The following is a 14,986-nucleotide window of genomic DNA, read 5'->3' on the forward strand; positions in this document are numbered from 1 at the left end:
CCGCCGGCGGCCCCCGCCCACACCCCTTTGAACCGCTTTCCTGGATGTGGACACCTTGGTGAAGTCTGTCGCAACCCCTGATGCCGTCGCGCCCGGTCGCGCGCAGCGCGCCGTGCGCGCGCTCGTGCCGGCCGCCGTGCTCGGCGCCCTCGCCGCATTCGGCCTCGCCGCCGCGCTGCCGGCCGTGTCGCAACTGCCGGGCGCCGTCGATTCGGGCACGGCCGCGCTGCCGCAGCGCGTGCTGTCCGATACGCCGTTTCCCACCGCGCAGCATTTCGTGACGAGCGAGCTCGCGCGCACGATCGGCGAGCGCAACGAACACGTCGATCGCAGCTTGCAGCCGGGATTGTTCGCGCCGCTCAGCGCGCATCGCAACGACATGCTCGGCTACGCGAGCCTGTTCCAGTTCGCGTCGCCCGAACGCCAGCAAGGGATGCGCGCGGGCGACATCGAGCTCACGCTGTCCGATACGCTGAACCGTCTCGACGTGCCGCCCGAAGTGCGCATCCAGCTCGGCGATCTCGTGACCGGCAAGGTCGCGATGCGCGCGAGTGCGCAGCGCGGCGACTATTACCGCGTCGCGTTCGACACGAACGACGGCTCGCCGCGCCTCACGGCGCTCGAGCTGCGCGTCGCCGGCCGCACATTCGGCGCAATCTGGTTCCGCGCGCCGGGCGCCGCGCACGGTGCGTACTACGCGCTCGACGGCTCGCCGCTCGAAGCCGCCGCGTTCACGATGCCGGTCAAGTGGACGCGCATCAGCTCGTTCTTCGGCGAGCGCATCCATCCGCTGTCGCAGGCGATGGCGTTCCATACGGGCGTCGATCTCGCCGCGCCCAGCGGCACGCCGGTCGATGCGGCGGCCGACGGCGTCGTGTCGTTCGTCGGCACCGATCCGGGCGGCTATGGCCGCTATGTGATCGTCGATCATGCGGATGGCTATTCGACGTACTACGCGCACCTGTCCGCGTTCGCTCGCGGGCTGAAGACCGGCGAAACGGTGAAGCAGGGGCAACGTATCGGCTCGGTCGGGATGACGGGCGCGGCGACGGGCCCGCACCTGCATTTCGAGGTACGTGTCGCGAACGATCCGGTCGATCCGCTCGTCACGCTGGCCAGCGCGCAGACGGCGCTGTCCGACATGCAGCTCACCGCGTTCCGCCAGGAAGCCGCGCAATGGCGCTTGCGCCTCGCGTCGATCAGCACCACGCCGTTCGCGTTCGCGCAGAACGACGGGCCGCTGTGGGGCGATTTCGCGACCGGTCCGTCGACGCTGCGTGCGGTGTTCGATACGCACTACTCGGCGGAACGAAGCTGACTCCGAGGCACACAATCCTGGTTGCAGAAGAGCGTGCGGTCAAAATGCTCCGCCGCTGTTCTCTGCACCGTCAGTTGATCACGGGCTTGAGCCAATGTTTTGTTTTGGCGCAAGCCGAATGTAGACTGCGCCCGAGACCGCCGGTGGTTCGCGCTACCCCTCAAGGTCATAGCGCCGGCGCAATGCCGGATCCCGTGTGATTCGCAACCGAAAACAGTTCGGGCACCACGCGCCACGATTGATCACCGTGTTAGGCATTGAGTTCCACACATGCCCGTGTGCGCACTGCCATGTCAATTTGACTCGATTGCCGTGATATTCGGTACTCAAGCATCGACCACCGCGCGCAGCTGCAACCGCCTGCATGTCCTCTATCGTTCGGCGCTTCGCGAGATTCGCGCAATGCCAACACCATGCCCCGCCAAGCACTATGTGCCCCCACGTCGTCCATTCATGTCCGCGTGCGCATCGGAATCGGTACTTCGAATTCGTCAGGCGATACTCCGTCGAGAGAAGCTGTCCGCCGCGCAGCGCCGCCGCGGCCTGCAATCGCTGCAGCCCGTTCGGATCGCGTTGCTGTTCTCCATGCCTGATTCGAGCGCAGAGCGGACACCATCCGCCGTCGACGACTCGGTAAGCCACTGCTATCCATCGATGGCCTTCGGCACACTCCCATTCGTAATGCGCGGCGATACCGATATAGGTGTCAGTCAGACAACGACCGCCACGCTCCGTCGCCGCCTCATGAAGACGTTTCAAGCCATCGGAATGTAGGAGACACGCAGCCAACTCGACTTTTGCGCATCGTGGACATCCATGGCCGTCTAAAATCTTGCGAGCCTCAGTAGTCCATTCGTGTCCAGAAAGACAGGTGAAGTGTTGCCGCGCCGTTTGACCGAGATAGGCTCCCTCATGACAAACAAGACCGCGTTCACTCAGCAGTTCCTGAAAGCGGTCCTGCACGCGCACTTGCTCGCACTGGAGGCAAGTTATCGTGCCTCGCATCGCAACAGTGCCTATGCGCGTGAAGTCATGGCCCGATTCGCAGCGGAATTCATAGTAGGACTTCAGCCCTCGCCATTCGAGCGTCAGAAGCGTAAGCCCCCGTTCGGCGGCAATCTCGACCAGACGGGCATATGCAACATCTGGCTTACGACGTATACGTGTCGGAGAAGTATCTTGTCTCATTGTCTTCAGAACTGAGCAGTCACCTGAAAACCGAGCGTCACTCGCGCAGTCGGAAAACCCGACGGCTTGTAGACAGGCGTACCCGCGAAGAGATCGTACGCATAGGCTCCGAATCGCGTGCCGACACTCCCCTTCACGCCGATCACAGCACCCGCCAGTTGCGTCCCGACTAGGACGACAGGCTGCGGCCCCCATACGCGACCATAGTCGAGTCCCGCATACACTGCCTGCCCCGTCTGCCCGATCGGCGCCTGCAATTCGTTGCGCCAGTAGAAGCCGCGTGCTGCGGCGAGCATCGTCTCGCCATCGAAACCGCGCACTGTATAGCGACTGCCAATCGTCAAGTCGTCGATGTAATAAAGCGTGTTTCCGGTGTACTGGCCGTGGAATGTGCCGACATAGCGGAATGGCTGCTTACCGATCGCAAACGGCACCGACAAGTTCGCGTCGAGCACCGCCATCTTGAAGCGATAGGTCGGCCCGCCACCCGCCGCTAGCACATCATCCTGTGCGCCCAACCCACCGACACCTTGACGATATGCAAGTGAGCCGTCGAACTGCGCGCCGCCGAAGTAGTGACGATCGGTCAGGCCGAGTTCGATCATCGTGTTGTTGCGGCGCTGCTGCGAGATCTCGGTGTCTTCGATAAAGCTTTGTCCAAATCGGCGCGACAGGCGAACGTACGCGCCGAACACGTCGTTCTGACTACGCGACAGCACGCGGGCCAGTTTGAAATCGACCGTCTTTGAATTGCCGCTCGCGACGAATGTCTGATTCACGCCCGCAATCTGCTGGTAGTACGTGTTCGTGTAAGCGGACAGCGTGGCCGTCCAGTAGCCCCACGGGATCGAATAGAAGCCGTTCCAGCCGTGCGAGCCGAGGCGCTTGTCACCAAATTCCAGATCCTGGCTCACGCCGACGTTGAAAATGTCGTTCAGGCCGAGCGGATTGTCGATGCCGAGCGACAGATTGCCTTGCAGCTTGCCAGTCGCACGCGTGCCGGAGTTGTCGACGGACGCGACGACGGTCCACGGTTTGCCTCGCTTCACGTCGAGTACGACATCGCTTTCGCCGGGCAGCTCGCCCGGAACGATTTGCATCGAAACGTCCTGGCTCGACACGCGTTTCATTTGCTCGAGGCCCTGTTCGAGATCGCGCAGGTTCAGCAGTTCGCCGTCGCCCGTTGGAAATGCGGTCTTCCACGTGCCGCCCAGTTTCTCGTCGGCGAAGCGCACGTGGCGAACCACACCCGGGATCAGTGAAAACTTCAGGATACCGGTCGAGAGATCCTGTTCAGGAAGTAGCACACGCGTCGTGACGTACCCGCGCGCGAGGATCGCTTGCGACAGTCCCTTGACGAGGATGTCGAGGCCCAGTTTGCCGACGCACTGGCCGGTGTAGTGCTCAAGCCATTCACGCGCGAACGCGAAGCGATCCATGGGCAACGCCGATGCGCCTTGCGACTTCAGCGAGGCAGGCAGCGCATCGGGTACATCGAGCGCAAAACGGTCAATGCGAAAGCACGGCGTTTCGGATGGCAGCGCTGGATACCCTGCGCTCGCCGTTACGCTCGAACGCACCCCGGGCGCTGTGACGGTCCGTTCGCGCTCGCGCGCTTCTTCCTGCTGTCGGATTTGCTGGTCGTTGCCCGAAATGATCGGGCGAGGAGCTTCTTGCGCCGACACGGCCATTGGAATCAGCCATGCGGCCGACAGCAGCACGACCGGGGTACGGATTGTCATAAATGTGGTCTTGTTCGTTCGATTTTATGGCTTGGGTGCTAAATGCCCCGGAATCCAAACCCATTCGGTACCGCTCCATTTCCAGAAGCCCATGACCCAGATCGTGCTCGACCACGATGGCAACACGGGCTCCATTTCCGGTTTCGGCGGAGGACGCGGAGGAGCATCAGGTGGCACGGTCTCGCATGCCGCGAGAAGCGTCGACATGACAAACGCCAGAGCCGCCGACCATTTGGCTTTCTTCATCATTACCTCAGCGTCACGGGACGTCGATCGATCATGTCTTAAACCACCGGGAAACGCGGCCGATCAGTCCTTGCGAAGGAGGCATCCAACCGGGTTTCAGAAAGTCGTAGACGTCATCGTAGTGATCGAGAGGCTTCACCGGCATCAGCTCCATTGGCACCAGCGGATGATCGACTTCGACAAAAACACCTCGGCGCCAGCACAGTTTCGCCTCCAGTACGGCCAAGAATGAAAAATAATCCTCTGTATACACGTGCTCCGACTTGCGTGAAGCGTCAGTGCGAATGATTTGCTCAAGCCCTTCTTTATCGCCACGAATCAACGTTGAGAAAAAATCCTCACCACGCTCGCATTCAGTTCTCAGCGGCTTCCGTCCGTTCTTCGCCATTCGGCGAATCTTGTCAGCTAGAGAAACATCGTCGCCCATCATAGCCAACTGAAGCATGTGAACATAGAACTGGTTATTTAATGGATCTTCTCTTGCACTCACGAATCCCTGAGGTGAGGCGACCGAGAACGCCTGGACCATCGCATTGGAGTCCGACATCATCGAGTACAATAAGTAATCTGGTGTTTGCAGCTCGAAGCGATCCTCGCTTATGGCGAGGGAAGTCAACTTGAGAACACACGAAACGTATAAATTATTTTTGAGCGACGGCATATCGCCATTGACAAAATAATCATAAAGTCCGACCACGGAGTGATCTCTCGAAAGTCCATCATAACAGCGCTTCAAATCAATAGGCTTGATCCGATTGCGGATCTTTCCTGAAATCTCCGGAATATGCCGCATAGCTGCATCAAATCCAAAAGATTTCCGCTTAATCGTCTCTGCATCCATTTCGACACCTTATTTTATCTTCACAAGTGTTGCACCATTAGAATTAACACCCGTAACGACCTTTACAAGTTTGCCACTATCAATTGCCTTCTGGATCACGTCGGCGGTTGCTCTTTGATTTGCATCTCCACTTCGAAGACGGGCAACTGCGCTATCAATCCATCCATCAGTCATTTGCGTTGGCAAGCTACCGGATGGGCCATTAAGCTGGACCGATCCGTTCGCGTTCAATGGCTTGACTTCGTTGATATATACCGTGTCACCCTTGATGTAGACGCCGTCAAAGCAATTGACGCCGCACTTACCATCCAGTGGAGTAAAGCCGTTGCGCACGAAGTAGTTGTTCGCCACATATTCACGGGCCTGCCCCTGCAAATCCTTCGACGGCAGCTGGTCGAGTTGTGACAGCACGCCTTGCTCCGCGGTATTCAATTTCACCGGCATGCTCTCCATCGTCACCTTGCCGGTGCTGATGAATCCTTTGCCTGTCGGATTCACCGGTCCCGCCAACCAAACATCAATCGACTCACCCACGCGGGCGACCGTCGACGCGATCTTGTTGGTAAGGATACCGCCGATGACCGTTTCCTCGATCGTGTAATCGGGTTTCACGGAGCCGTTTTGCGTGGCGAAGGAATCCACTCGATTCTGATCGCGCTGGCTTGCACCCGGCACGATCGAGCCAGGCAGCGAGCCCAATATGGCATTCAGGCTTTGATTGGAACGTTGCTCGGGTGTCGCACTGAAATACGTCTGCGCCGAACCGTCGGAGATGATAGGCGAACCGCGTACCAGAATCGGCTTGCCCATATACTGCGACAACATGTCTTGCGCCGTCTGAAGGTTCGTCAGGTAGGCGCTGAGGCCTCCCATTGCGCCTTCGCTGGTCGGATTGTTCGCCGTCTGGATCAACGTCTGGAGATACGCCATGTTTTCCTTGTTGGCGGTGTCGTCGACCATCCCCTTGGCCGCGCGCTCGAGCATGTCGGTCCAGTAGGTCGTTGCCTTCGCCACGCAACTCGAATCGCCACGGCATACCGCCTGCGCCTTTTCCTTCGCGAGCTGCTCGACAACCTTCACCTCTTCTACGTGAAGCTGCCGATTGTAAAGCTCGTTGTTGACGGCCGACCCTGCACCGGCCAGCGCACCGGATGATCCGCCACCTGCGACAGCGCCAGCCGCCGCACCGCCCGCCGTCGCCACGATCTCGTTCAACGCATTCCGCGCGGCGGCTTGCGCGCTCAGCGGCAACTGGCTCACAGTCTGATCGATGATTGGCTGCGCCAGGGACTGCAGCACATCACCGGCCAGTGAACCTGCGACCGCTCCGCCGATGTTGCCACCCGACAGCGCTGCCCCGATCGCCGCCACTGCGGCGTGCAGCGCGTCGCGACCCGCACCGCCTTCGCCGAACAATGCCTTCATCTGCGGGCTGCTGTTTTCCAGCTGAGTCGCCGCTTCCGCCACCGCGAACGTCGCGACCTTGCCGAACGCCTGCGCAAAGGCCATATTGTTCTGGACCTTCTGCAGGTTGAATGTGTTCTCCACTGTCTGGTTCGCGTTCGCGGTGTCGCGCGACAACCCGGCCGTGCTGTCCGTGCCGTTCTGTTCATCCGACTTCACGACGATCTTCGCCGGGCTCACCGCGGCATGCGTGACACCGCTCGCGCTATCACCCGTCTGCGCGAAACTCGGCCCACCCGACGTCGAAAAACCTTCCGACGAGCCCGAATAAGACATCTTGTTCTGGATGTCGGTAAATCCGAGGCTGCCGGTCGTCAGCGTATTACTGTCAGCCGGCGCCGCGCTCGCGATCTGCGCGCCGTTGAGCTGCGTGTGGCCTGCAACATTGACGTCAAACCCCTCCTTACCTGCCAGGATGCCGGTTTGCTGGTTCGCCGACGCATAGTTCGCGTCGATGCTGGTATGGCCGATCGACGCGTCGACGCCGCCACCATAGCCGAACGTAAAGCTGCCACTGACGCCCGTGTTGTGCTGGTTGCTGCTGTAGTTCGACGTATCCTGAAGGCTCGTCATCGTCAGGTCGCCGCCGACATCAACCTTGACCTTGTCGCCTGACACCTTGGCGCCCGCCAGCGTCGTGTCACCGCCCGACTTCATCGTTAGCGAATTGCCTGCCGCCACCGTCGAGTTGGTTTGCGTGACGCTGTCGCCGTTGCCTTGGCCGTGCGAGTTCGAGCCATTCGCGAAGACGCTGATCCCGGTATTCTTGCCCACGCCGATCGCCACGCCTGCATTCCAGCCGGTCGAACTGTTCGAGCTCGTACTCTGCTCGGTGCTCTGCGCGCTTTGCAGCGTGATCGCGTTGTTGGCGTCGAGCTCGACGTTCTTGCCGAGCACTGACGCTCCCGTCATCGCAATGTTTCCGGTGCCCGCCTGAGCGTTTCCGTGTGCGTCCGGTGTGCCCGTCGCGGTGATGGAGACGTTGCCGTTGCCTATGATCGACGAACCTTTCGCGCTCGAGATCGATGTCGTCGCATTGCTGCTGCTATGGCTCGACCCGATGCTGAGCTGTACCTGAACGCCCTTGGCGGCTTCGCTCACGCTCCCGTTCGACAGGGCATTGGCCGCGTCCTTGATCCCGCCGCGGTTCTGGTAAGCCTGTTCGGCAGCCGCCACGGCCTGTACTGCGGCGAGGCGCGAATCGCCCGACTGCTGGCCTTGGCGGACGGCGCCTGCCATCGACTGACCGAGTCCGACCAGCCCGCCGCCCAATCCGACACTCAAACCCGACTGGCTGAACTGCTGCGACTGCGCGTCCTTGTAGGTGTCGTACGCGGCATTTACCGTCACGTTTTGAGCGGCGATTCCGACATCCCGGCCTCCCACAATCGTGCTACCGGTAATCGTGGCATCCTTTCCGGCCTGGATCGTGACATTGCCCTGCGATGACCCGATCACACTCCCCTGATTCGTCACCGAGCTGCTTTGATCTTGTTGCGCGGCCGAGCGCGAACCTACCGTCACCGACAAACCACCATTCGTCAGAAGACCCGATTCCTTCTTGTCGAAATAGCTGGACGATTGAGTCGTGTCTTGCGAGGTCGTGATGTTGACGTTGCGCGTCGCCTGCAACGTCACGTCGTTCGTGCCAACGACGTTGCTGCCCGTTACGTTGATGTCGCGGTTACTGACGATGTTGACGCCGTCGGCCGACACCGTACTGCCCTGGCTATATGTCGCCGTCTGGTCGATGCCGCTTGCAACCTGCACACCGCTCACGACATTGCTGTGGCTGTGCGTTTCGTGCGAGTTCAGCACGTGCGTTTCGGTTGCTGCGCCGATATTCACATCGCCGCTCGCCATCAGGTTCGCATTGCCTTTATCCAGGCTGACCGTGCTGCCGCTGATCGTGAGATCCTTGCCCGACGCCAATGTGACGGTATCACCACCCTTGAGCGTGGTGCCTGTGAGCGCCTGATCGGACGTGTGCAGCCTATCCGCGTAGCTGCCGTGACTGTCGCTGCCCGAGCTGTTGCTGTTCACCGTCGATGTCGTACTTGCCGCGCCGAGTGTTACGTTGCCCTTGGCCGCGATCGTCCCGCCCTGGCCGAGGTCGATCTGCGCGCCCTTGGCCGTCAGGTCTCCGCCAACGCCGATGCTCGACTGCCCGCCGACCGTCACCGAACTGCCGGTGACCTTGTTGATGTCGGTGTTCGACACGCCGTTCGCCCGCTGCACGATCTTGTGCTCGCCCGTCTGGACCGCACCGAGATCCCAGTTGCCGCCGACGTTCATCCCGAGATTGCCGCCGACCGACAAGTTGCCCGCGTTCTGCTGGAAGTTGCCACCGGTGACGATCGACGCGTTGCCCGCAACGTCCAGCTTCGCGGTCGGTCCGAGCGTCGTCACCACGCTCGTCGCACCGTCCCGGCTCACGCGCGTGTTCGTCTTCGTCGCCGTATCGAGAATCAGGTCTTTCCCGGCGTCCAGCTGCAGACTGCCCGCCTTGACGCTCGACGACGTCAGGTCGATGTTGTTCTCGGTCTTCAACGACATCAACCCGCCGCTTTGCAGTGCGCCGAATGCGTTGTCGATCTGCTTGCCCTGAATCGCCAGCGTGTTGTCCGCCTTGATCGTGCCGCTGTTCGTGAATGACTGCGCGTTCTGGTAATCGATGTTCGTCGCGCTGATCAGCGGGCCGTTGACATTCTGCTGGCTGGCTTTTGCAAGGTACACGACCGGCACCAGCACCGACTGACCGTCGACCACGCGCGTTTCCATCAGGATCACATTGCTGGTCAGCTTCGACACCTGCTCGGGAGACAGGCTCGCGCCGATTGGCAAATCGAGCGACTTCGACAGATCCGCGCCTGCTGCCATCAGCGATTGATACATCGTCTGCAAGTCTGTGTATGGCCCGAGCACCGCCTTCCCAGTCAGCGCCGTGACTTCGTTGCGCACGAGCTGTTGTTCGTAGAAGCCGTCACCAAGTCGCTTCGGGATGTGAGTGAGGTCGACGCCGAGCTGCCCGAAGAAGTAGTCGCTCGAAATGAAGTTCTTCTGGTTCGTGAACGCCGGATTCGTCTCGATCACATAGCTTGCGTTCGGCGCAGTGGTCGGTTTGAACAGCCCGCCCTGCGGAATCGTGAGGTGGTTCAGTACATTCAACGCGGTCGCACTCGCGACGATCGGATCGACCGGCGCCTGCGGACCGCCGTGCACCGACGACGCCCCCGACTTCACTCCGCTCGCATTACCACTCAAATTGGTCGGTGTGAGACCCGGCACAGACTGCCCCGGCAGCAAGCCGAGCGACGGAATCGATGCGTTACCAGCCGTGTTGCTGACGCTGACGCCCGTGCCGGAAATCGTGCCGTTGGAACTCAGCGTCGAAAAATAGCCTGGCAGCGTGTAATCCTTGATGGATGCCGGTGCCGCCTGCGTGTAACCGCCTGGCCGCCCTGTCACGAACGGCGCGTTGCCGAACGGCAGTTGCCAGTCGTGTTCGGAATTGTCGTAGTTGTTGTAGTGATATTGGCCCGAGTAGGAAACCGACACACCCGGCAGTTTCTGCCCGGATGCCGCCCAACCGTCGGCGTCGTAGTGCCCCGGCATCTTGACGTCGCCAACCGCGGCGATGTTGCTCCAGTAGTTTTTCAGCATGCCGACCGACGACGCATCGATCTTGCCGCCCGACACGATCTGCGCGGCCGGGCTGATGTCCGTCACGGTCGTCGCCGTCGCGCTGTCGGCATAGTAGGTCGTGAACTGATACGTGCTGTTCCACTGACCGCCGTGAGGCGGCTCGGTGTAGACGCCGCCGATGCTGTCCGGATCCTTCACGCCGACCTGGCCCGTGCGACCGCTGATCGGAATACCGAACTGGCCGAGCAGCGATGGATCGATCGAACTCGTCGAGGTCTTCATCACGCGGCGCGTGCTCGTGATCTTGTCCGCGTGCAGTTCCATGTCGCCGCCGGACTGGATCAGCGCGGACACGTTGTTGACCAGCGCGGCGTTCCTGTAATTGCCGCTCGCGTCCTTGCCGCCCGCCAGCACGACCTTGCCCATGCCAAAGATGGCGGTCGTCGCCATCGAACCGGTCGCGGTCATGTCATCGCGGTTTTCGATGTCGTGCGCGAAGATTTCAAGCGTGCCGTTGCTGTCCGATGCACCGATCAGCGCGGTCGGCCCGAGGTTCGAGATCGTGTTTGTCGCGTTGAGCGAGGCACTGGCGCCCACGAGCGCGCCGGTATTGATCAGGTTGGTCGATTGCGTGTGCAACAGGCCGCCGGCAGTCAGAGCGCCCACGTTGACGATGTTGCCCGCGTTGACGCTCAGGTTGTTGACCGACTGCAGGTTCGCGTTGTTCGTGAAGGTGCCGGGCAGCGTGAAGGCGAGATCGTGACCGACGTTGAACTGCGTATCGGATGCCGCCGTGTAATCGCCCTGCAGGTTCACGTTCGCATCATGCGCCGCGCTGTATGTGCCGCTGCCCTGCAGCGTGGCCGCCGCGACCGACAGGTCGTGCGTCGAGCTGATCTGACCATTCGTGTTGGTGATCGCACCGGTCGTCGTCACGTCCACGTCGCCGTTCGAATTCGTGACGTTGCCGATCGTGCCGCCGCTGTTGTCCAAGGCGTTGCCTTGAACATGCAGCGACGCGCCGCTGAGCTGACCGCCTTGCGTGTTGCTGATCGACGCCGCGCTGACCGTTACATCGCCGTTGCCTGTAATCGCGCCCATGCCCGCGACGCCGCCGGCGTGACTGTTGGCGATCTGGTTGCCGCCTTGCACCGTCATCTTGCCCGCGCCCAGGTCGACAATGGCGCCGTCCGCGTTGTCGATCGAGGCCGATTCAATGGCGAGCGTGCTGGTGTCGCCCGCAATCGATTGCCCCGCCTGGATGTGGCCGCCTCGGTTTGACAGAGCGCCGCCGTTCTTCAACGACAGCGACGCGTCCGATCGCAGCAGGCCCTGTGCGTTGTTCACGTCGCCCGCAATCGTGGCGTTGATGCCGCGCTGCGCGGCGAGGATACCGCTCGCGTTGTTCCAGGAAGCCGCATTGACGACGGCTTGCCCCTTCGTCACGATGGTGCCCGACGCGTTGTTCAGTGCGCTCGATCCTTGGCCCGGCGCGATCGTCAGCGTGCCGGTGCCGGCATGCGTAATGGTGCCGCCCGCGTTGTTCAACTCGGCCGGCGTGAGCGTCAGGTCCGTGCTGTTGGTCTGGATTACGCCGGCGGCCGAGTTGTCGAGTGTGCCGCTGACGTTCATCCCCATTGCTGACGATCCATACTGCGTGATCGTCCCGCCGTGGTTCACGAGGTTCGCGGCCGCCAGCGCAAGCTGATTGGCCTCGAGCTTGCCGCCGCTGTTGTCGAGCGTCGAATCGGCGGTGACCGACAGGTTCGGCGCGACGATCGAACCGCCCTGGTTCGTCATCGAGCCCGTGTGGATCGTCGCGTTCGTGCTCGCGCCGATCTGGCCGCCGTCGTTCGCGAGCGTACCGCTGGTGACGCTCAGATCCGTGTTCGACAACAGCTTGCCGCTCGCATTGTTCAGCGTGCCGGCGACGGTTGCCGTCAGTCCGTTCTGCGCGTTGAACGAGCCCGATGTGTTGTTCAGCGCGCCGGTTTGGGCTACGACGCGTCCGTTGCTCGCGATCGAACCGCCTACGTTCGACACGGAACCCGTACCTCCGCCGAGCGTCAGCGTTCCGTTGCCCGCATGCGTGATCGTGCCGCCATCGTTGACGAGTGCGACAGGGGCGAGCGTCAGGTCGGTACTGTTGGTTTGCAGCGTGCCGCCGCTGGAATTGTCGAGCATGTCCGACACGTTCACGCTCATCGCTCCGGCGCCGGTCTGTGTGATCGTGCCGCCGTGATTCACGAGGTCGGTCGCGTTCAACGACATCTGCTCGGCCTGCACGGTGCCGGCGCTGTTGTCGAGGGTCGTACCAGTCAGCACAGCCGCCTGACCGACAATCGAGCCGCCGTTGTTGACCAAGCGCGCGCCTGCGTCGACAGCCACCTTTTGCGCGGCCTGCAGCGTGCCGCCGCCGTTGTCGACCGACTGGCCCGATACCCGCAGATTCGTGTTGGATGTGATCGCGCCGCGGTTGACAACGTTTGCGCCCTGGACCGACACATCGCCGTTGCCGCCGATCACACCGCCTTGCGCGCCGTTCGCGGTCGTCCCTGCGGCGTTGGTCAACTGGCCACTGGTCGTCACCGACAAACCGTCGCCGTTGAGCGACGTAATTCGGCCCGCCGTGTTATCCAGTGACGCACCGGCCACCGTCATGCCGGCCGCACTTTGAAGGGTGCCCTGGTTGTTCACGATGGCGCCGCCACGCACGTCCGCCGTGCTTTCGGATACCAGTTCGCCGGACTGGTTGGCGATTTGGCCGGCGACATTCACCGCCAGCGGGCCTTGTGACGATACCTTCCCGCCCTGGTTCGACAGGTTACCGCCGGTCAACGTCGTACCGCCGCCGCTCGACAGGCTGCCGTGATCGTTGATCACGGTGCCCGATGCGTTCGCCTGAATGGCACCTTGTGCGCTCGTTGTCGCGTTCGACAGGTTCACGTCGCCGGCCGTCGCGTTCAGCGACAGATTGCCGTTCGCGGCGGTCTGGCTGCCGGCGAGATTCATGCTGCCGCCCGTCAGCGATGCATTGCCGCCCGCGACATTCTGGCCGGTCGCGGTCAGTTGGCCCGACGCCGTCAGGTTGAGGTCGCCACTGTGCGCGACAGAACCGTCGCTGTTCACGCCCGCGCCGAGCGTGCCAGTCGAGTTGAGGCTCCCGGCGTTGACCGTTGTATTCTGCTGCGCCGCGAGCGTCCCGGTATTCGTAAGATCAGCGCTTGTGCTGGCCGACAGCGATTGCTGCGCATACGTCGTGCCGCTGTTCTGGATACCGCCGGAGGCCGACAGCGCGAGGTTACCGCTCGCGGTCGTCTTGCCCGTGAGCACGAGCCGGCCGTCCGACTGCAACGTCAGATCGCCTGCCTGCGCCGCGATCGTCCCGGCGTTCGCGACACCCACGCCTGCGGAGTTGCCAACCAAAAACACCCTGTTGGCATACATGCCACCCAACTGAGCCACGTCGATCGCGACAGCCGGGGCAGGACCGTCACCGGCGATCGGCGTCGCGGCAAGCGTGTCGTGATTAACCTGATTCGTACCGGCAATCACGTTCAGATTCTTCGCATAGATCGCGGCATTAGCCTGGACAGCGCGAGCGATGATGTCAGTCTGATCAACATTCGAAGTATCCAGGCCCGCACCTTGCACGGTCACCAGGCCACGATTGACATTGAAGCCCGTCAACGATCCGTCCGCGCCAAACTGCGGCACGCCAGTTGTCAGGACCGCGCGCGAGGTATTGATGAACCCGCCACCGTCCACGACGATACCGGCAGGGTTGGCCAGCACAATCTCCGCACGCCTTCCCGCTATCTCGACGTACCCTTTGATCTGGCTGGCCGCCGTGCTGTTGACCTGGTTGACGATGATGCGCGCCGCCTGCCCCGCACCCAGGTTCGGGTTTCCGTTGATATAGCCCGCTTGCTGCGTGTTGACGATCGTCGGCGAGTTGTTCAGGATCGCGCCAGCATGCGTCACGTCAAACTGGTTGTAGGTGTTCAGCGAAACGCCAGCGCCGCCCGGCTTGTTGATATTCACTTGCGGCAGGCCGTTGGGCGTCTGGATTACCGATGGTGCATTCGGCCCCGCACCGACGATTTGTGCGTGCGCCCACATCGGTATCGCGCCTGCGGCAATCAGCGCGCCGAATGCGGCAAGACGCAACGTGAATTGCGTCACTACCTGCACACCGCTGCGATTGAGGGTACGCCGCGTTTCACCTGCGCTTGCTTTCCCCGCCGAGCTGGCCGTTTCTTCCGCTGCGACCAACATACCGTGCACGCGGCTGAACACCAGCCGATAATGGTTTTTATTCATACCTTGGTCTACTCGCGATTTTCGTTCGATCCGCCCTCACAGCCTCGAACATCGCATGGAATCTAATCGAAACCGTGAAAAGGCAGCGTCAAAGAGTGTCAATCGTTGCCGAGATACGACGGACGAAACAACTCGATACGTCGCTCAATTACTGCCACGCCAATCCGACTATCTTGATATTTTGGATAACGACATACTCCGTCGACTGCAACTATCGAC

Annotated in this window: 5 protein-coding genes; 1 reads left to right on the forward strand and 4 read right to left on the reverse strand. The window is 61.5% G+C overall.

The window, feature by feature from the left end; genetic code table 11:
* Positions 1–55: 55 nt before the first annotated feature.
* The gene (locus HWX14_RS03115) at positions 56–1,318 is read left to right on the forward strand and encodes a M23 family metallopeptidase (RefSeq protein WP_175881505.1); all 1,263 of its coding nucleotides are present in this window, start codon (positions 56–58) and stop codon (positions 1,316–1,318) included.
* A 1,193-nt stretch (positions 1,319–2,511) separates the two neighbouring features.
* Here the strand turns inward: HWX14_RS03115 and HWX14_RS03120 are convergent.
* Genes HWX14_RS03120 through bcpA form a run of 4 tightly spaced genes read right to left on the reverse strand, consistent with a single transcriptional unit; the run spans position 2,512 to position 14,767 of the window.
* A complete protein-coding gene (locus HWX14_RS03120; protein WP_175881506.1) occupies positions 2,512–4,248 on the reverse strand; it encodes a ShlB/FhaC/HecB family hemolysin secretion/activation protein in 1,737 nt (578 codons plus the stop codon).
* 24 nt (positions 4,249–4,272) lie between these two features.
* On the reverse strand, positions 4,273–4,497 hold the full coding sequence (bcpO, locus tag HWX14_RS03125) for a CDI system lipoprotein BcpO (protein ID WP_175881507.1): 225 nt from the start codon (positions 4,495–4,497) through the stop codon (positions 4,273–4,275).
* A 28-nt stretch (positions 4,498–4,525) separates the two neighbouring features.
* Positions 4,526–5,335 (reverse strand): immunity 49 family protein, encoded by an 810-nt coding sequence (locus HWX14_RS03130; protein ID WP_175881508.1) that lies wholly within the window; start codon positions 5,333–5,335, stop codon positions 4,526–4,528.
* Positions 5,336–5,344: 9 nt separating this feature from the next.
* On the reverse strand, positions 5,345–14,767 hold the full coding sequence (gene bcpA, locus HWX14_RS03135) for a contact-dependent inhibition toxin BcpA (protein WP_175881509.1): 9,423 nt from the start codon (positions 14,765–14,767) through the stop codon (positions 5,345–5,347).
* Between the last annotated feature and the right edge of the window lie 219 nt (positions 14,768–14,986).

Origin of the sequence: Burkholderia sp. BCC0044 (genome assembly GCF_902832955.1) — a bacterium.
Classification (GTDB): domain Bacteria; phylum Pseudomonadota; class Gammaproteobacteria; order Burkholderiales; family Burkholderiaceae; genus Burkholderia.

Coding starts and splice junctions, on each gene's coding strand:
- HWX14_RS03120 (WP_175881506.1), bottom strand. CDS start 4,248: ATGACAATCCGTACCCCGGTCGTGCTGCTGTCGGCCGCATGGCTGATT.
- bcpO (WP_175881507.1), bottom strand. CDS start 4,497: ATGATGAAGAAAGCCAAATGGTCGGCGGCTCTGGCGTTTGTCATGTCG.
- HWX14_RS03130 (WP_175881508.1), bottom strand. CDS start 5,335: ATGGATGCAGAGACGATTAAGCGGAAATCTTTTGGATTTGATGCAGCT.
- bcpA (WP_175881509.1), bottom strand. CDS start 14,767: ATGAATAAAAACCATTATCGGCTGGTGTTCAGCCGCGTGCACGGTATG.